The sequence below is a fragment of the Imperialibacter sp. genome (assembly GCF_040222815.1).
Lineage (GTDB): Bacteria > Bacteroidota > Bacteroidia > Cytophagales > Cyclobacteriaceae > Imperialibacter.
Window position 1 is genome coordinate 30,078 of sequence record NZ_JAVKCH010000018.1, and the last position, 17,290, is coordinate 47,367.

General features: G+C 45.7%; 18 protein-coding genes. 3 read left to right on the forward strand and 15 right to left on the reverse strand.

The window, feature by feature from the left end; translation table 11 throughout:
* Positions 1 to 19: 19 nt before the first annotated feature.
* The 15 genes from RIF36_RS07155 to RIF36_RS07225 form a co-directional block, all read right to left on the reverse strand.
* On the reverse strand, positions 20 to 1,129 hold the full coding sequence (locus RIF36_RS07155; protein WP_350121666.1) for a nucleotidyl transferase AbiEii/AbiGii toxin family protein: 1,110 nt from the start codon (positions 1,127 to 1,129) through the stop codon (positions 20 to 22).
* Complete coding sequence (locus tag RIF36_RS07160; protein ID WP_350121664.1) at positions 1,126 to 1,890, reverse strand: DUF6577 family protein; 765 nt, start codon at positions 1,888 to 1,890, stop codon at positions 1,126 to 1,128. The genes RIF36_RS07155 and RIF36_RS07160 overlap by 4 nt, the downstream gene beginning before the upstream one ends.
* A 327-nt stretch (positions 1,891 to 2,217) precedes the next feature.
* Entirely contained in the window at positions 2,218 to 3,636 is a 1,419-nt protein-coding gene (locus RIF36_RS07165) for an HmuY family protein (protein ID WP_350121662.1), read from the reverse strand.
* Positions 3,637 to 3,690: 54 nt separating this feature from the next.
* The gene (locus tag RIF36_RS07170; protein WP_350121660.1) at positions 3,691 to 5,721 is read right to left on the reverse strand and encodes a TonB-dependent receptor plug domain-containing protein; all 2,031 of its coding nucleotides are present in this window, start codon (positions 5,719 to 5,721) and stop codon (positions 3,691 to 3,693) included.
* A 2-nt stretch (positions 5,722 to 5,723) separates the two neighbouring features.
* Positions 5,724 to 6,803 (reverse strand): hemin-degrading factor, encoded by a 1,080-nt coding sequence (locus tag RIF36_RS07175; protein WP_350121658.1) that lies wholly within the window; start codon positions 6,801 to 6,803, stop codon positions 5,724 to 5,726.
* Complete coding sequence (locus tag RIF36_RS07180) at positions 6,803 to 7,630, reverse strand: heme ABC transporter ATP-binding protein (RefSeq protein WP_350121656.1); 828 nt, start codon at positions 7,628 to 7,630, stop codon at positions 6,803 to 6,805. Before RIF36_RS07180 ends, RIF36_RS07175 begins: the two co-directional genes overlap by 1 nt.
* A 10-nt stretch (positions 7,631 to 7,640) precedes the next feature.
* On the reverse strand, positions 7,641 to 8,702 hold the full coding sequence (locus RIF36_RS07185; protein WP_350121654.1) for a FecCD family ABC transporter permease: 1,062 nt from the start codon (positions 8,700 to 8,702) through the stop codon (positions 7,641 to 7,643).
* A 27-nt stretch (positions 8,703 to 8,729) separates the two neighbouring features.
* Positions 8,730 to 9,647: a heme/hemin ABC transporter substrate-binding protein gene (locus tag RIF36_RS07190; RefSeq protein ID WP_350121652.1), complete on the reverse strand. Its 918-nt coding sequence runs from the start codon at positions 9,645 to 9,647 to the stop codon at positions 8,730 to 8,732.
* A gap of 275 nt (positions 9,648 to 9,922) precedes the next feature.
* Entirely contained in the window at positions 9,923 to 11,050 is a 1,128-nt protein-coding gene (locus RIF36_RS07195) for a Fic family protein (protein ID WP_350121650.1), read from the reverse strand.
* A 114-nt stretch (positions 11,051 to 11,164) separates the two neighbouring features.
* Positions 11,165 to 11,803 carry a helix-turn-helix transcriptional regulator gene (locus RIF36_RS07200; RefSeq protein WP_350091669.1) on the reverse strand — a complete coding sequence of 213 codons (639 nt, stop codon included), beginning with the start codon at positions 11,801 to 11,803 and terminating at the stop codon, positions 11,165 to 11,167.
* 127 nt (positions 11,804 to 11,930) lie between these two features.
* Positions 11,931 to 12,152 carry a (4Fe-4S)-binding protein gene (locus tag RIF36_RS07205; RefSeq protein WP_350121648.1) on the reverse strand — a complete coding sequence of 74 codons (222 nt, stop codon included), beginning with the start codon at positions 12,150 to 12,152 and terminating at the stop codon, positions 11,931 to 11,933.
* A 6-nt stretch (positions 12,153 to 12,158) separates the two neighbouring features.
* Entirely contained in the window at positions 12,159 to 12,542 is a 384-nt protein-coding gene (locus tag RIF36_RS07210; RefSeq protein ID WP_350121646.1) for an OsmC family protein, read from the reverse strand.
* Between the two features lie 5 nt (positions 12,543 to 12,547).
* Positions 12,548 to 12,862, reverse strand: coding sequence for a GNAT family N-acetyltransferase (locus RIF36_RS07215; protein ID WP_350121644.1), 315 nt, complete (start codon positions 12,860 to 12,862; stop codon positions 12,548 to 12,550).
* Positions 12,859 to 13,140, reverse strand: coding sequence for a GNAT family N-acetyltransferase (locus tag RIF36_RS07220; protein ID WP_350121642.1), 282 nt, complete (start codon positions 13,138 to 13,140; stop codon positions 12,859 to 12,861). The genes RIF36_RS07215 and RIF36_RS07220 overlap by 4 nt, the downstream gene beginning before the upstream one ends.
* 53 nt (positions 13,141 to 13,193) lie before the next feature.
* Positions 13,194 to 13,904: a pirin family protein gene (locus tag RIF36_RS07225; protein WP_350121640.1), complete on the reverse strand. Its 711-nt coding sequence runs from the start codon at positions 13,902 to 13,904 to the stop codon at positions 13,194 to 13,196.
* A 245-nt stretch (positions 13,905 to 14,149) separates the two neighbouring features.
* Between RIF36_RS07225 and RIF36_RS07230 the strand changes: the two genes are divergently transcribed.
* The 3 genes from RIF36_RS07230 (at position 14,150) to RIF36_RS07240 (ending at position 17,165) form a co-directional block, all read left to right on the forward strand.
* Positions 14,150 to 14,827: a response regulator gene (locus RIF36_RS07230; protein ID WP_350121638.1), complete on the forward strand. Its 678-nt coding sequence runs from the start codon at positions 14,150 to 14,152 to the stop codon at positions 14,825 to 14,827.
* A complete protein-coding gene (locus RIF36_RS07235) occupies positions 14,827 to 16,200 on the forward strand; it encodes a sensor histidine kinase (RefSeq protein WP_350121636.1) in 1,374 nt (457 codons plus the stop codon). Before RIF36_RS07230 ends, RIF36_RS07235 begins: the two co-directional genes overlap by 1 nt.
* Positions 16,201 to 16,271: 71 nt before the next feature.
* Positions 16,272 to 17,165 carry a DUF8429 coiled-coil domain-containing protein gene (locus RIF36_RS07240; RefSeq protein WP_350121634.1) on the forward strand — a complete coding sequence of 298 codons (894 nt, stop codon included), beginning with the start codon at positions 16,272 to 16,274 and terminating at the stop codon, positions 17,163 to 17,165.
* Positions 17,166 to 17,290 lie beyond the last annotated feature (125 nt).

Sequence of the window (17,290 nt, forward strand, 5' to 3'; positions counted from 1 at the left end):
TGCTGGTTCGATTGACTGATTATAGTGCTTTTTCGGCTGTTAAAAGTTGTACCGCCTGGTACCAATAATAGAATGCCGATTTATCTGGTTGTTTTTTCAGTCGCATCAAGAAGTTCCAATCTTGATCCTCTATGATTAAGTCTTTAATGTCTTGACCTTTATAATAGGTGATCGGTGAAAGATCATTCACAATGATTTTTGCTGTCAAGTAAGCAATTCGAGCAGATGCAGGTACCGCATCATCGATTCTAAAGGTACCAGCCATTAAAAAGCCGGTACCAAAAGCGATGATCCCTTTTTGCAATTCTTTGAATTTTGCTTTTTCATCATCATTGCCACGATCTCTCTTTGCGAGGATCATGCAGGTATCAATTGTGTCTCGCAAAACAATTTCCGGGGTGAGTTTAGTTTCAGGATTTCCTTTTTCCCGATAAGCGATTTCATGCTCGGCAAATTTCTGAAAACTGGCAGCCACTATTTCCATACTTTGTATATTCTCGAAGAGTTTACTCAAATCGAACAACTGCTTACATATTTCCATGGAGAACGGCTGTTTGTCTGTACCCTTGAAATAAGGGATTCCGATCGTATTTGGGGCAAATGCTGTCAATTTATCTCCTGTGATTGAATCAATGGTTGGCATGGTGACCATGGCCTCCATATCAGTTTCAATCCAGTTGGTAATTACAGGTTTTTCGATCACTTCCGGATAGATTGAATCCTCGATGAGAACATCTAACAGAATAGTACCGGAACCTTGCCTGCCAGAATCAAATTTAAACTTGTAATGTGCTTTGGGTACTCCGGGCTTGTAGCTGCGATGTTCGTCCAGTTCAACATTAGTGAAATTGGAAGAATCAACAACCTTTTGCAAAATGCGCTCCAGTTCCTTTCGGTCAGTTTTGCTGATAATGTCGATATCAATGGAGAATCGGTTACCCTCTTCCAATAAAAGCACCAAACTGGTACCACCCTTGAAAACGAAATTAAGTCCATTACTTTTCAAACGTTCTAGCAAATGCAAAGCATAAATCATCTTTTCCAAAATGATTTTGTCAATTCGTCTGTGGTCTTTTTGTTTCTTAAAGCCCTCTAGCCACTCATCTGTAAAGCAATGTTCCTTAATCATTCGATAATGCCTTTTACTAAGTTGTACATGTGGTTCGTCATGAACTGTTTTATTTCCTGTTCCCTTTCTCTTCGTTTTGCATAACTAAAGAGCTTAGTGAAATTGATTGCGTATTTGCTTATTGCGTTTTCATAAATGCGCATCAACTCTGAACCTTGCAAATAGTAAAATAGCTTTTCCTCTGCGAACAAGTCCACCAATATTTTCTCAAGTAATGGTGTATAAAATTTAACTTTATTTTCCGTTCTTTTAGCAATAGGGGAGCGTGTTATCAACTTCTTTATGACTACTGGATAATTACTTTCTGCGATGTAAAAATCAATAGCTTTATCATCTGGATTTAGATAAAGCTCATTTCTTGATGAGTCTTTCAGCTCATAGTATAATGATTCAATGAAATCCTTTTCGATCTCAATGAGTATGATTCGTTTACTTGCCTGGTGTTGTGAAAATTCATTGAGCCATTCCGTTTCCCAAATGCAGTGCTTGGCTTCCTCAAATTTGTCTGTGGTCTGTTTTGCGAACTTAATAAGCTCAGGAGATAATTCCGGCTGGTACTTGGGTTTGTATGAAATAACATAGAGACCTCTCTTTAGTGGTCTAATGATGTTTTTGTCTTTAAGGTCATAGATTCTCCATCCGAACGTTCCTTCTTTAAGATCTGGTTCAAAGTATCGATAGAATTCAAAGAGATCCTCTCGGGTGAAATACTCCCGTTCCTTAAATTCTTCAATCAATCTGTTCTCTATGATCTTTGGCATTTAAAATCCAATTTTTACCAAAAATACAAAATTCTGGCGAATATTGGAAATCAAAAAAACGCCAGTAAATTAGATTACTGGCAAATATTGGAATTACGAAAGAGGTGTTTACCTCCGGTGCAAAGATGTTGCCTTAGGGAAGCTAACGCATCTTCTCGCCCAGCAATACCTGCATGAGGGATATGTGGAGATAGCCTGGAAGATATTGCTACAGATGTAGAAAGAGTAGAAAAAGGAAAGCCATCCCTTTCAGGGACGGCCTTGCCTATCTACTACATCCTATTTAAACTACTTGTTATTCAGTAAACTCTTAGCAGCCCGGATGCCTCAGTCAAGCAATTCGTAGGCAATCTGTGGTTTCCCACGCTCGCCTCCCTGCATCAGTGCAGTAAATTTCAGTTTGTAGTAGTTGCCACTTGCGTCTTTAATGATGTAAAACCTGTCTTCATGTACAGCCGGTTGACTTCCACCCGGCCCGCCGGTCACTCTCCAGGTTGAACCAATCGCCGCCTGACTTTCGCTGAATTCCAGGCTGGCGATGTCGCTACTGCCAAAGCTCTCGTAGCTTTTAGTTGCTGTCAGCACCATGGCTGTTTCCACTCCGGCTGTATTCTGCAATACTATGTCCTGGAAATAGTAAGGGATAAGGCCACTTCCAAAATTGGTGGAATTCATGAAGCCGGTCCAGGCAATGTCCCACTTGTCTTTGGCTGGTTCTACATCCACAACGCCATCCTCAAAGTGTGCGTAAACGAATTGCTGGGCTTCCACTTTATCAATTTCCAATTCGGAAAAAGTAGTAGCATCTATGTCGGCATACTGAAGTTGGTAGCCGTCTGCTGTTTGGTTTATTTTGATTTTCTTCCATCCTCTTGATTCGCCTGCAGCACCCGCAGCAGCTGCCGGTGCTTCACCCCGGTTGATGATGTACACAACGTTTTCGTCAGCCGTTGCTGAAATTTCTGCTATGGCCGTTTTGCTCAGGTCACCGCTGGGGTCATCGATCCAGCCAAAAGCATCGGTAGAAAAGGCATTGATGCTCATGGCTGCTGCGAACCCAACTGTGTCCGCAGCAGTTACTTCAGCCAGATCAGTCTTTTCCAGTGCCTGGGCAAACATGGTAACCGACGAGTTAAGAATTACTTTGAAATCGGATCCTGAGTAAAACCCAAGATCCCATCCGTTGCGGTTCACTGCTGTTTGGCGGTTGGCACTCAAGTCAATGAACACCTTGTTGGGATAGGTAGCACCTCCACCGTCAATCACCAGTTGGCCCTGCTCAGCTAGTATTTCGGCAAAGCGAAGTTCCAGGGTGGTCGTGTTTCCAGGGATGAGCCCATCACCGGATGAAGTCAGAGTGAAGGTGATCACCTCGTCGCCGTCAAATAGTACTCCGTCTGCTTTTGACACAGTGAAGGAGGTTTGCTCGTCTCCCTCAGCGGCTGTCAGCGTAATTACATTGCTGGTCGCCGCAGGACTTGTGGTGTATTCTGATCCATAATCTATGTTTTCGCCTGTTAATTCAACGCTGACTATAGCTGACGCCACATCCAATGCCCTGGAAAATGCGATCACAACTTCCAGATCAGCTTCTTGTTCGGCGATACTTTGCTGAGGCGATTGAAAGTTGATGGTATTGTCGGGAAGCGCCGGTTCATCGTCGCCACAAGCTGTTAAAATGGCTACTGAGCATATTGACAAGGCAAAATATTTGGCCCTTATCCATTGAGTAATTGTTCGTTTCATTATTAATTTTAATTAGACTTATTATAAATAGATTTCTAAATTTTTTACTCTTGTTTACTTGTTCAGGTTAAAATTCAGCCCCAAAAAGTAAGATCTTCCGTAGCCAATTGGCCTCGCTCCGCCCGTGCTGTGGGTTCCGCTTGTGTCGGTGGATGTGTTGTTTACATTCGTCACGTTGAGGAGGTTTCTCACTCCAAGTGTGGCATTCAGGTAGCCGAACAATTCCTTTCTGGCGGTGATGTCCATCATGTGGTATCCATCAATTTTGGCTAACTGAATAGTTTCGTTACCAGCGTCGTTAGTGCCAACTTCATAGTTAGGCAACGAGCCAGTATACTTATAGAACAGATTGAAGGTCAGCCCGGCAGGCTCCAGTTGATAGGTGGTTACCAGGTTTGCTTCAGGCGTCCATGTGAATTCGGGAAGCTCGCTGTCGTCTTCTATTAGTTGGTTGTATCGCCCGGTATAGGAAACCCCCACTTTTACTTCAAGAGACTTGTCCGTATAGGCGGTGTTCCACATAAGTCCCTTCGTTTTAAATCTATCAATATTGATGTAGGTAGTTATCAGACTGTTGCTGGGTTTCTGTCCGTAGCTAATCATGTTATCGACTGCGTTATAGAAGCTATTCAGTGTCATGTCGATCCTCGATTTGGCTGTGCTTATCACCTTCCAGCTAAGTCCACCATTCACACTGTTAGATAGTTCGGCCTCCAGGTCGGGGTTTCCTTCGATGGAATGGCTGGCGTCGTAGAAGTTGAAGTACAGTTCTCTCAATGATGGTGCCCTGAAGCCTCTAGCGTAGGCAGCCCTTAGTACCAGGTTGTCGGTTAACTGAAACTTAGTGTTGATGGAAGGAACTGCGGGTGGCGCCTGATACACTGAGTTTTTGATCACCCTAAATCCAGGTCTGATGCTTATTCTGTCAGTTGGGGTGTATTCAGTGGAAAAGAAGAAGGCGTAGTCGTTCAACCAGGGAGCGTCGGCACTGATGCGGCCACCTTCTCCCTGTTCCAGGTTAATATCGTAGCCTGGCTGAAACGACCATTGAGGTGAAAGCTGGTACTGAAACGTTCCTCTCAGGCTAACACCGTCGTACGAAGATAAGTCTTGCAAACCTGTTCCAATAGCCAGTCTTACATCGCCAGTCTCCTGGTTCACTGTGGTTGTGAGCGTGCGCCTGCTAAAATTGATAAGAGAAACAGCACCATTATAGCTCAATTTGTCAAATAACCTGGTTTGCCCTTGCAACTGGTGGTTGAACCTTTTGGTGATATACTCCTGATCAAGCGCCTCGCCACCGTTGAAAACGCCCGGATTTTGAATAGACTCGTCCAAATAGTCGAGCTTGTAGAAAATGTTTGATTTATCATTTCTGAAGCCGACTAGACCGCTGGTTAGCCATTGGTTTTTTGGGTGCCACTGTTTGTCCCGACCCGTCGCATTTCCCTGCCAGCCATAAAACTGGTTGTGGCTCAGCCTTGCCTGGGTATACACTTTCCCCAAGGTGTAACCCGCACCAACGCTTTGGTTGTGAACACCCTTGTCAAGCCCGTATTCCGACCCGGCAGACTCTTCCTGTATCCGGGCGTCCAGTGAGAGCTTGCCGTTCTCTGGCTTTTTGGTAATAATATTGATCACTCCTGCCAGCGCATCAGCACCATACACTACCGACATAGGCCCTTCCACGATCTCTATCTTCTCAATGTTGTTGACATCTACCTGATTAAGGGCACCCGAATTGGAGGTGCCCTCCCTTGTAATCAAAGGCATGCCGTCTATCAAGACTTTGATATTCTGGCCGCCAAGTCCTTGTAGCGTCATACTCGACTCACCAAGAGCCATGTCCTGAGAAAACCTCACATTTAGTTCCGTCTGCAGCACGTCCTGCAAACGATTAGCTCCTTGTGACTGGATTCTTTCCATAGCAATAGTTCTTACCTGATACACCGATCTACTGGCCGATTGAGGTTCAAACTGGCCTGTGATAACGATGTCGTCCATTACATAGCTTTTCAGGCTATCCTGCGCTACGAGGCCAGAATGAAGAACCAAAAGACAGGTGAAGAGAAAAACTATTCGCATCTCTATAGCTTTGGTAGTGAGTCGACCAATTGTTTCCATGCCTCCAATTCAGGAATGCCTGGTTTTCTAAGGCCAAAAAACTGGGCAATCATATTTTTCCCGGCGTCAAACACTTCTATGCTGGTGACATTGCCTTCTGGCGTGGGTTTGCGCACTACCCAGGCAGTTTGGCTGGCCTCCAGCTTCAGGTGCATGTTGAATTCCGGGTCAAGGACATTGAGCCATTTTTCCTGAGCTTCGAGAAGGCGGATCGTTTTTACTTTTCCTTGCTGTATTTGCAGGTTGCCCCGGTTGCCAGCAAAAATCATGATGGGAAGTTTGGTGCTTGCGGCAGTTTCGAGCACCTGCTGCAGGTTGTCGGTGCTTATGGGGTAACTGAAAGTGCCATTGGCAATCTCAAGCGCCTTGTAGCGATGCACGTTGTGCCTTTTCAGCATGCCAAAGAAGTCGTGGGTATCTTTTAATTCACTCCATTCTTGAAGAAAGGCGGGTTTGTCGATGGAGTCTCCAAAGGTGAGTTGGCTGTATGGCTCCACGGTTTGTCCTGGCTCCTGGTTGTCGGACCGGTAGTCTTCAACAATTTTCAGAAAGGCGTCGTTGTTGCTTTTTTCTTGTAGGTAAATTTTTGTGATCGCCTCTCCGGCCTTATCGAAAATCTGCAAGCTGGTGAGGGTTCTGTCGCCTTTGGTCATTTGGTGGGCAAACCCAACATGCCAGGCGCTAAAGAAAACACGGGTTTCGATAGGGCCAATCACCGTTCCCATAGCTCTTTCACCCTGGCCAAAAGTTTCCACTTTCTGGAATTTACCCTTGTGCTCCAGCACACATGCATCGTTTCTGGTTAAGGACATCACGTAGCCAAGCTCTGGTAGCCGCTTCAAAAAATCGGGCCAGCTTCGTTCCGGGGTGGCGTCCAGTCTTACGCAGGTCGGGCCTACTTCCGTTGCCAAAAGTTCTGCTTCACTTACTCCCAGCTCCTGGGCAGCATTTCTGATTCTTACATTTGGTTGTGCGGCTTGAATCTCCTCCCAGGCTTTTTTTAGAGCCTGAACATCAGTTTTATCAATCGTTAAGTTTTCCATTATCTGCTATTTATAGTTTCGTTCAAAAGGGATGTAGTTTCAAAAGGGACGGAACCCTTTGTGTATATCATAGGTATGTCGCTATTCTCACCGTAAATCAGCTCAACAGGGTAGGAAAATGTATGCTCGATCATTTCCTTTCTGAGCATAAGTTGACTAGGGCCCTGCCCCACTTCTTTCCCGTTTTTCATAAACAGAAAATAGTCGGCATACTGAGCGGCAAGGTTGAGGTCATGTATCACAGCGGCCACTCCATATCCACGTTCCACACACCTTTGCCGAACTATGTCGAGCAAGCCATGCTGTTGCGCTATGTCGAGGCTTGAGGTCGGTTCATCTAACAGCAGGTAAGTCGGATGCTCCTGCTGGTCGTGCAATTGAGCAAGTACCCTGGCCAGGTTCACTCTTTGCTGCTCGCCACCCGATAGTGTTTGGTAGACTCTGTGCTTGAGGTGATAAACATCTGCCTCCCTCATCACTTCCTTTGCAATCTCTTTGTTTTGGCTGTTGGTAGTGTTATGAGGAGTTCTTCCGAGCATCACCACCTCTTCAGCGGTAAAGGCCAGGCTCAGGTGTGTTTTTTGCGGCAGCACTGCCCTTGTCAATGCCAGCTCCTTTGAAGTGTAGGCAGGCATTGCCTGACCGTTGATGCTGATTTCTCCGTCGTCAGGGAGTATGTCCCGGCATAGCGCTTTCAAAAGTGTTGACTTGCCGGCACCATTGGGGCCTACAATGGCCGTAAACTTGCCCGGGAAAACGGCAACCGACACCTGGTCGAGTATTTTCTTAGGGCCTACCGAATAACTTATATTTTTTCCCTGATACATGAGTGACCGATTAAATCTGAATTCTTTTTTTTCTGGCTGAGGCGAGCATCCAGATGAAAAATGGCGTTCCCATTAGTGCTGTGATAATCCCGATAGGGAGCTCTGTAGGAGCAACAATTGTTCTGGCAATCATATCAGCTACTGTGAGCAAAATGGCACCGCCTATAGCTGAAGCTGGAAGTATCAGCTTATGATCCGGGCCAAACGCCATGCGCAGAATGTGTGGAACAACCAACCCAATGAACCCGATGGCTCCGGCCATGGCCACCGATGCACCCACTGCCAGAGCGCTGAGTAAAATGATCCTGTGTTTGATTTTCTCTACTTCCACTCCCAAATGCCGGGCTTCCGATTCCCCCAGCGCCATAGCGTTGAGTGCCTGGCTTTGCCCGATAAGGGCCACAGCAGGCAGCACGATAAGCCAGATGGCGAAGCCAATCTTATCCCATGAGGCACCACTTAAATCGCCCATGCTCCAGAAAGTGAAGGAGCGCAACGCCGTTTCGTTAGAATGGAAGATGACAATGCCCATGAGGGCTGCGCAAAGCGCCGTAATGGCTACACCTGCAAGGATGAGGATGGTGACGTCGGTTTGATATGCACCTTTGCTGAACTGGTAGGCGATGTAGGTGGCAGCAAGGCTACCTGAAAAGGCTGCTATTGGCAGTAGCCATGTTGTAAGGTTCGGACTTAAAAACAAAGCGATGCCAGGGCCGAAAACCAAGACAACGACAGCCATCAAAGCGGCGCCATTGGAAATGCCGATGATGCCGGGCTCCACAAGCGGATTTCTGAATAACCCTTGCAATGCAGCACCTGAAATACCCAGTGCACCACCAACTGCCACGCCAAGCACCAGTCTTGGAAGACGGATCGACAGCAATACTGCTGAGTCTCTTGAACTGACTTCTGCCACGTCAATCCCCAGGTTGTGAAGGAGAATATTAACGATTTGGCCAACACTGATGCCCAGGGCACCTACACGAAGCGAAATGAACATAGTGCACACAAGCAAGGCCACCAGACTGCCTAATATCGCAGTATTGGTAGTGAGGTTGCTTTTAGCTTTCATTGCCGGTAGGGTAGCCACTTGCATAGGTTAATTGCTTTGGGCCACGTTGTGTGCTGCCAGCTCTGGATGAATGCTAGTCGCCAGCTGAATAGCTGCTTTGCCCACCCCCGACCCAAAGCCTGAAAGCCAAAGCCCGTCCATGGCAAGGATCTGTTTTTTTTCTCCTGCCGTGGTTTGCATCATGCCTTGTATTTGAAGTGCTCCTTCCACGCCGCCCAGGCTTTCAAGCCCACTGTCAAAAAACAAGATGTAGTCAGGGTTGGCTACTACCAGGGCCTCTGGCGTTAGTGGTTTGTAGTCGAATATTTCGTCAACAGCAAACTGCGCACCGGCCATTTTGATGAGCTCCTCGGCAAATGTGTTTTTGCCGCAGATACTCAATGAGCCAAGCCCACGTGCATACACGAATAGCACCCTCGGTTTCGTGCTGGTTTTGCCAATCATCGAATCCAATAGATTGAGGTCTTGCTCCAGCGTGACAACCAGTTGCTCTGCCTCCTGCTCTTTGTTAATGATTTTGCCTATGTCAGTAATGACCTTTTTAGTGGAGGCGACGTTAAGCTCATGTTTGAACGTATGAACTGGCAAGGCTGTCGCTTGCAACTGGGTAACAACCTCGGCATTGATATGGTCTTCCTCAGCTAATACAATGTCAGCATCCAGCGACAGCACGCCTTCGGCTTTGATGCCAGTGCGATAGCCTACCGAAGGAAGGTCTTGCAGGCTTTTAGGCCGGGTGCTTGTTTTGTCAACTGCAATAATCTGATCATAACTTCCCAGCGCACAAACGACCTCTGACAAAGTGCCTCCAATACTCACTATTTTTAGTGATGCTTTTTCGGGAGTTGAGTTTGTTGTACTCTTCGATGTTGTATTTGAGGGGCCGCATTGGCTGAATACGAGCAGGCACACAGCAGAAATGCCAAATAGATTGATATGCTTCATTTATTTAGAATCATTTTAAATAATAGCAAATGTAGGCCGGGGAGATTGGGCTGTCAATCGCTTGATTGAGCTTAAATAACTGCTTCTTTAAGCACAGGAAGTGCTTGTAGCGGGGATTTGTAATAGCTAGTTTAAGCTATTGGTGCTTTCGCAGCAGAAAGAAATCACATATCACTGCGAACGAGCCAGTTGTGTGTGGTGCTTTTCGAAAATGTGTCGTGAAGGCACCAGCCGGTTGAAGGATCTAAAATTGCTAAAAGCAGGACGTCGACAAGCTAATAGACTGCCGTGCTTTCGTGGTCGATGTTTAGATAATACCTTGTTCCTTTTCTTACGCCCGTTCTTTTGAGTGCCCCTTGCTCAGCGAGGTTTTGCAAGTCTCTGGTGGCGGTAGAGGCGGTGGTTTGAGTAATACGAATATAATTTTCAGCACTAAGGCCGCCTTTAAAGCCGTTTATACCTTCTTTAAATATTCGCTCTATTACTTTGGCCTGACGTGGGTTTAATGCGTTTGAAAACCGATTGAAAAATTTGCCCTTTTCAATCAGGAAATCAATTGTGCTTTGTGTGTGACTCTGCGCTTGTATAACCAGATGGCAAAAATATTCCAGCCATTGATCGATAGCTAAACTAGTGCTATTATTTTGGAGAGCCTCATAGTATTCCTTTTTGTTGCTTTCGATAACATGAGAAATGGCAATGAGTGTAGGTTTTCCAAGCGCCTGAGAAAGTGCTTTTTCGGATATAGCCCTTCCTATTCTCCCGTTTCCATCCTCAAAGGGGTGAATGCTTTCGAAGTACAGGTGGGCTATCCCAGCCCTTACAAGTGGTGAGAGCGGGTTTGAAGAGGGCTGGTTTGTCGCATTGAACCATGCGATGAAGGTGTCCATTTCTTTTTTCACTCTTGAAGAGGGAGGGGCTTCATAGTGCACCTTGGGATTGCTGAGCGCACCTGACACCACTTGCATGGGGTCTTCATGTGTTCTGTAGGTGCCTATATCCAAAAGATCTCTTCTCCCGGAAGTCAGCATTTCATGCCAGGAAAAGAGTTGACTTTCATCTAAGGGAGCATTATATGTTCTATACAAGTCGATCATTAACTCAGCTATTCCCTCTTCAGCGGGAGTAATTCTCCGTTGACTATCAGTTTTGAGGCCAAATTGTCGTCGAATAGAAGACTGTAGAGATTCTCTATTCAAAAACTCACCCTCAATTTCTGATGTTTTAAAAGCTTCATTGCTCATTAAATCAACCTTCAAAACATCCTGGTCGGCTACACCGATATGCTTCATGCTTCCAAACATAATCCCCGCTCTGTGGAGGAAGTCTCGTTCGTAGCCTTCGTAAATGTCAATCCGGTATTTGAATTGGGGCCACTCTTTGTGCTGCCAGTTCCAAGTCATGAGCTATATTTTTCTATTTATAGCTCAATATATACCTATTTTATGAGCTATAAAAATTCTCTTATTGCTCATACAGATATAACGAGTAAGTCTAGGTTTGACTGATTGAGGAAACTAAACAGTAATAAGCTTCTCCCGGATAGCCTTTACGACGAGTTCCACTGGTGTCTTCACGTTCATCTTCTTCAGGATATTTTTTCGATGGGCGTGAATGGTATGAGGGCTTAGGTGCAGTTCCTCTCCAATTTCCTCTGTCGACATGCCTTTTGCTATAAATCGGATAACCCCGATTTCTCTTTCAGAAAGCTGGTTTCCGGAAAGCTGGTCGTCGGGCGCATTTACTGGCAGGAAAGCTTCCATCACTTTGTTACAAACGAATTTCTCCTGATGAACTGCAGCTTCAAGGGCCGCCAAAACCTCCCGCAGGCTACAGTTTTTGGTGATGATGCCAATGGAGCCCAATTTGATCAGTGGCTTTAAGTCTCCCTGATCGATGCGAGGAACAAGTAGGAGAGGGTATACTTGAGGGTTGTCGGTAAGCACTTTTAAGAGACTCGCTGGATCCAGGTCTTTCACCCCATATGGGTTGACTATAAGGATGCCGGATCGAAAATTTTTCAGGACGTTGCTCAATGCAACACGGCTCTTGGCCGTTTCTACCTGTACGGTTTCAAAAGCTTGATGCACCAGGTATAACAAGCCGGCGACGGACAACTCATGTGTATCAGCTACGATTATGTTAGGTGCAGACATCAGGCATTTTATCCTCAGTCTGCAAATAACAGCAAGTCCCTTGAGAAATTAAAGTTTATTTAGACTAAATATAAATAATTGATTTAACAGGCCGATTTTCAGGATGAAGTTACAGCACCAATCCAGTCTATTTGCTCGTCATTCTGTAGGTAAGGGCGCCCGAAGGACATTTTTTCACCTGCTCAATAATTTCTTCAGTTGTTCCGCCATCAGGCTTTATCCAGGGACGCTCCTTGTAATTAAACACTCCAGGCAAACCTCTCCAGCATTTTTCCGAGTGCTGGCACTTTTCAGCCTGCCAAATGATGGCTACCTCTCCGTTATTGTACTCTTTTATGTTGTCGGCCATATCAGTTTAGTTAATTTCTGTGTCTATTGGGTTAGCTTTTGAGAGCATTTTGTGAATGGGGCAGCTATTGGCCACGGCAGTAAGCCGGGGTAGCTGCTCCTGGGTGTAGCCAGCCAGCACTACCTTTCTCCTGAAGGTGCCCACGCCATCAACCGTTTCATACACTACGTTCACTGATTCAACAGACGCCTCCCACCCTTTGTGCTGAATATACATCTGCAACGTGATAGTGGTGCAGGCAGCAAGGCTTGCACAAACAAACTCTGAGGGCGTAGGGGCGGTATCTCCTCCTCCTTTGTCTTCGGGTTCATCGAGCAATACTTCGTGCTGGCGGATTTTTGCGCTCACCTGAAAATTTGCGCCGTTTGGGGTTGCTGTTGCTTCTGCCATGGGTGTTATTTGAATCTTGCTTTGTTTGTTTCATTCATCAGATCATGATACTCGTGGTGCTTTTTCAAAAACGCCACCACGAACGGACAAAGTGGCACCAGCTCCTGGCCCTCCGTTCTGATCATGTCCAGTGCTTCTTTTACAATCTTGCTGGCCACTCCTTTTCCTCTCAATGACGGATCTACCTCCGTATGAATAAGGAACATTTGATTGGTTGATTTCTTGAATGTGTATTCTATCACAGACAGAACACCATCAATCTCTAACTCAAACCTCTTTTTGTCGGGGTTATTGATAGTCCTACAAGCGTCCATGTTCATAACACGTCTCTTAATTCGGGGTTCTTATCAAATACGGACCTGGCAAAAGGGCAAAGAGGGATGATGCTTATCTTCTTTGCTCTGGCATAAGCTACGGCGCTCTCTACCATTAGCCTACCTGCACCCTCGCCACGCAATTCGCCACCCACTTCGGTGTGGTCAATAATGATACGATCTGTGCCAGCTTTGCTGTAGGTCATCTCGGCCACCTTGCGACCTTCCGATTCTATGTAGAATGATCCTTTTGAGTCTTCTTTCCGTTGTTTTACCTCTAGCATGGTTGTAAGATATTAAAAAGGCTGACAGATCAATCTGCCAGCCATCACTTCGTTTAATTCATAGGTACTTCCATTAACAGCACTTCAGCATTGGTGGAGGCGGTTAGCTTGCTGTGGTCAGCTTCCCATACGCCGAAGCCATCTCTTCTGCCCAGTTTCTGTCCGTCCACTTCTACGTCGCCTTCCAGAATAAAGTAGTAAAGGCCATTGCCTTTTCCTTTCACCTCATAGTCGAGCGACTTGCCGGCGTCAAGCTTGGTCATGCTAAACCAGGCATTTTGGTGTACCCACACACCCTCATCATCCGCATTGGGCGACAACACCTGCTGCCATGCATTGTGTTTTTTGTCAGCGTCCAGGGTGATCTGGTCATAGCGGGGTGTCACATCCTTTTTGTTGGGGAACATCCATATTTGAAGGAATTTCACCTCTTTGTCTTTGTGGAAGTTCTTCTCACTATGATAGATGCCTGTGCCGGCACTCAGTACCTGCACATCTCCCTGCCTGATCACCTGTTTGTTGCCCATGCTGTCCTGATGCTCAAGGTCTCCTGACAATGGAATGGAGATGATTTCCATATTGTCGTGAGGGTGAGTGCCAAAGCCCATGCTGCCGCTTACTGTATCATCATTCAATACCCTCAGCACGCCAAAATGTACCCTTTCAGGGTTGTAGTATTGGGCAAAACTGAACGTATGATAAGAGTTTAACCAACCGTGGTTGGCGTGGCCTCTGGTGTTTGCCTGATGCAAAACGGTTTTCATTTTCTGTTCTCCTTTCTGAGCTGAAGTTAGAGAAAAATCCTCTGTTACATCAACTCAAGATTAGTTTATATGTATGTACATGTAAATACGAGCTTCACCAAAAAATGTTGTTTTTAATATCGTTTTAATTTGAGGCTTAATCCTTTTTCATATCTCTGTATTATCATGAGTTTTTGTGGAATAATGGCGTTAGTACGTGTACTTTAGATTCACTAAGGTGTAATACCGAACAAAAGACGAATAGTGTGAACATACTACTGGTAGAAGACGAAGCAAAGGTGGCATCATTTATCAAGCAGGGGCTTGAAGAGCAGGGCTATGTGGTTGACCTGGCTACTGACGGGCAAATGGGGCTAACCTTATTTCTAAAGGGGTCTTACGACGTCGCAGTTCTGGATGTGATAGTCCCCTTTATCAGTGGGGTAGAACTTTGTCGGGCGATAAAGAACAATAAACCTTCACTGCCGGTAATCATGCTCACTGCGCTGGGTACCACCGAAGACAAAGTCAATGGTTTTGAGGCTGGTGCCGACGACTACCTGGTCAAGCCCTTTGAATTCAAGGAATTGCTGCTGCGGCTCAAAGCACTTACCCGCAGAAGTCAGAGAGAGGAAGTAGTCTCACATGTGTTGACAGTGGCCGACTTGACCCTTGATCTTGATAAAAAAGTGGCTCATCGGGGAAATAGACAAATAGACCTGACGGCGAAGGAATTTGGATTACTCGAATACCTGATGAGGAATAAAGGCAGAGTAGTGTCGAAGATCGATATTTCGGAGAAAGTGTGGGACATTGATTTTGACACCGGCACCAACGTAGTGGAAGTATATATCAATATCCTGAGGAAAAAGATAGACAGGGACTTTGAGGACAAGCTCATCCATACCCGGATAGGGATGGGGTATATTTTTGAAAAAGCCTAATGCAAATCAGGGACAAGCTCACCTTCCTTTTTTTGTTGATAGTGGCGCTGATCATGGGCGCTTCTTCCCTGGCGATCTATTACTTATCGGCTCAGTATCGCAAGCAAGAGTTTTATGAAAGGATAGAGAACAAAGCCAGAAATGTGGCCAAACTGCTTATTGAAGTAGAGGAGGTGGACGCAGAGCTGCTGCGGAAGATTGAGGAAAACAACCCGGTGAGTCTGCCAAATGAAGAAATAACTATTTTCGACTACCAAAACCAGGTGCTTTATAGCTCTGAGGGAGAGCAAACGGTAGCCGTAAATGAGCCACTGCTTAACCGGATAAGGCTGGAAGGAGAGGTAAGGTTTGTGTTCGGAAACCAGGAGGTGCTCGGCGTACTTTTTACTGATCAGTACGATAGAGTGGTAGTGGTTGCTTCGGCCACCGATATTTTTGGTTACCGAAAATTGGACAACCTGCGGAATGTGCTTTTCATTGTTTTTGGAGCAGGCTTACTCTTTACTTTCATATCAGGACGGATTTTTGCCCAACGTACGCTAAGTCCCATTTCCCGGGTAATTGCTCAGGTCGATGCCATTGGTATAAGTAATCTGAGCAGCCGGGTGGACGAGGGAAACCAAACGGATGAACTGGCTCACCTGGCTGGCACATTCAATGAAATGCTCGACAGGCTGGAAGAGGCCTTCAAACTTCAGAAGAACTTCATTGCGAATGCCTCGCATGAGTTGCGAACGCCGCTTACGGCCATCACAGGCCAGCTTGAAGTGACCTTACTAAGCGATAGAACTGCCGAAGATTATAAACGCACTGTAAATTCTGTTCTTGATGACATTAAGAGCCTGAATTATCTGTCTAACAGGCTGCTGCTGCTGGCACAGGCGAGCTCTGAGAGTGTTGAAAGCTCCTTTGGTTCTATAAGGGTGGATGAGCTTCTCTGGCAAAGCGCTGGTGAGCTGCAGAAAAGAAACCCTTCGTACAAGGTGGCAATATCGTTTAACGAAGATTTGGAAGATGATCAGCTGACCATCGTAGGCAATGAACAATTGATAAAGACTGCCTTGCTCAACCTGATGGACAATGGGTGCAAATACTCTGACCCTCATGAAGTGCAAGTTAGTGTTGAACCAGACAAGGGACAGCTAGTGCTGACTTTCCGGGATTTTGGCATCGGAATAGACGAAGAAGAACAGGAGCTGATTTTCGAGCCTTTCCACCGGGGAAGCAATGCCCAAAACATCAAAGGCCACGGCATAGGACTGTCGCTGGTGCAAAGAATAGTGAAACTGCACGAGGGTACCCTGACACTTATGTCAAAAAAGGGCAAGGGCAGCACTTTTACCCTAACGCTTCCGGTTAAGAAAAAAATTTAATGCCATTTTAATCTCGCACTAATAGGGCCTTTAGGTGACCGTCGTACAATTGTATCATAAACATCAAAAGTATGAGCGAGTCATCATCAACATCGAGAATTAAAGTCACAGCTTATGTAATAGCCGGGCTTTTGTTTGTAAGCCTTTTTATTGGCGCCCACTATATCACCCTGAATAAGGAGGCGGTCGCCAGTCTTAACGAGGAGAAGCTTAAATCTGAAGCATTGCTTTCAGAGAAACTTCAACTTCAGAAAGAGATTGATAAGTTTAAAAAAGAGATAGCCTCTCTGACAGGCAAAAACACCAATCTTGATCATCTCCTGGCTCAGGCGAACGATAACCTGGCTGAGAAGGAAGCCCAACTAAGCCAGATTAAACGGAGCAATGGTTCTATAGCAGAGCTGAACAGGCAAATAGCTGAGTTGAAAGCTTTGAAATCAGGTCTCGATTCGCAAATTGCCAGCCTTAACGGAGAAATTAACAAGCTTCGGGATGAAAACGGCAACCTGAGAAAAGAGAACGCCAATGCCAATGCCATGATTGCTCAGTTGGAAATGGACAACAAAGTCCTTACTGAAAACATGGGTCTCCTTACCGCTTTGACCGAGGATAACCTTGTGCTTGTTACCAAAAAGAATGAAAAATTAACGGTAAGAGCTAAGAAAGCCAAGAAAATTAACTTTGTGTTCGACGTGCCACAGAGTGCGCTTGGTGGCCTTGAGTTCAAAGTAGTGTCTCCTGGTTCAAAAGTTTATTCCAAAGCTGATGGCACTGTTTCACATCACCTCTTGCAGGGAGATGGAAATCCTGTCGCAAGCCTTGGAGTTTATCCGGGCCAGTTTGAGATGGTTCAAAGGGTAGAGATGGTTTTTACTCCTAAGGAAAAATTGACAACCGGAATTTACAAGATCGAGGTGTATAACAAAGGTACTAAGCTGGGTCGTATGCAGGTGAAGCTGGATTGACCCGAGAAAGATAATATAGGTTGATTAGGTTAGGTTCCTGATTGAAAAGCGCCGGGTTTCCCAGCGCTTTCTTTTTTTTAACAGTGTCTTGAGTTGCCAGTGAAATTGTTGAGGGCGAAGGTTGT

Bases quoted from the DNA above. Each gene is read 5' to 3' on its own strand.
- RIF36_RS07200 (WP_350091669.1), bottom strand. From the start codon at position 11,803: ATGTCTGCACCTAACATAATCGTAGCTGATACACATGAGTTGTCCGTC.
- RIF36_RS07175 (WP_350121658.1), bottom strand. From the start codon at position 6,803: ATGGAAAACTTAACGATTGATAAAACTGATGTTCAGGCTCTAAAAAAA.
- RIF36_RS07170 (WP_350121660.1), bottom strand. From the start codon at position 5,721: ATGCGAATAGTTTTTCTCTTCACCTGTCTTTTGGTTCTTCATTCTGGC.
- RIF36_RS07195 (WP_350121650.1), bottom strand. From the start codon at position 11,050: ATGACTTGGAACTGGCAGCACAAAGAGTGGCCCCAATTCAAATACCGG.
- RIF36_RS07240 (WP_350121634.1), top strand. From the start codon at position 16,272: ATGAGCGAGTCATCATCAACATCGAGAATTAAAGTCACAGCTTATGTA.
- RIF36_RS07165 (WP_350121662.1), bottom strand. From the start codon at position 3,636: ATGAAACGAACAATTACTCAATGGATAAGGGCCAAATATTTTGCCTTG.
- RIF36_RS07190 (WP_350121652.1), bottom strand. From the start codon at position 9,647: ATGAAGCATATCAATCTATTTGGCATTTCTGCTGTGTGCCTGCTCGTA.
- RIF36_RS07180 (WP_350121656.1), bottom strand. From the start codon at position 7,630: ATGTATCAGGGAAAAAATATAAGTTATTCGGTAGGCCCTAAGAAAATA.
- RIF36_RS07205 (WP_350121648.1), bottom strand. From the start codon at position 12,152: ATGGCCGACAACATAAAAGAGTACAATAACGGAGAGGTAGCCATCATT.
- RIF36_RS07235 (WP_350121636.1), top strand. From the start codon at position 14,827: ATGCAAATCAGGGACAAGCTCACCTTCCTTTTTTTGTTGATAGTGGCG.
- RIF36_RS07215 (WP_350121644.1), bottom strand. From the start codon at position 12,862: ATGAACATGGACGCTTGTAGGACTATCAATAACCCCGACAAAAAGAGG.
- RIF36_RS07160 (WP_350121664.1), bottom strand. From the start codon at position 1,890: ATGCCAAAGATCATAGAGAACAGATTGATTGAAGAATTTAAGGAACGG.
- RIF36_RS07155 (WP_350121666.1), bottom strand. From the start codon at position 1,129: ATGATTAAGGAACATTGCTTTACAGATGAGTGGCTAGAGGGCTTTAAG.
- RIF36_RS07220 (WP_350121642.1), bottom strand. From the start codon at position 13,140: ATGCTAGAGGTAAAACAACGGAAAGAAGACTCAAAAGGATCATTCTAC.
- RIF36_RS07185 (WP_350121654.1), bottom strand. From the start codon at position 8,702: ATGAAAGCTAAAAGCAACCTCACTACCAATACTGCGATATTAGGCAGT.
- RIF36_RS07210 (WP_350121646.1), bottom strand. From the start codon at position 12,542: ATGGCAGAAGCAACAGCAACCCCAAACGGCGCAAATTTTCAGGTGAGC.
- RIF36_RS07225 (WP_350121640.1), bottom strand. From the start codon at position 13,904: ATGAAAACCGTTTTGCATCAGGCAAACACCAGAGGCCACGCCAACCAC.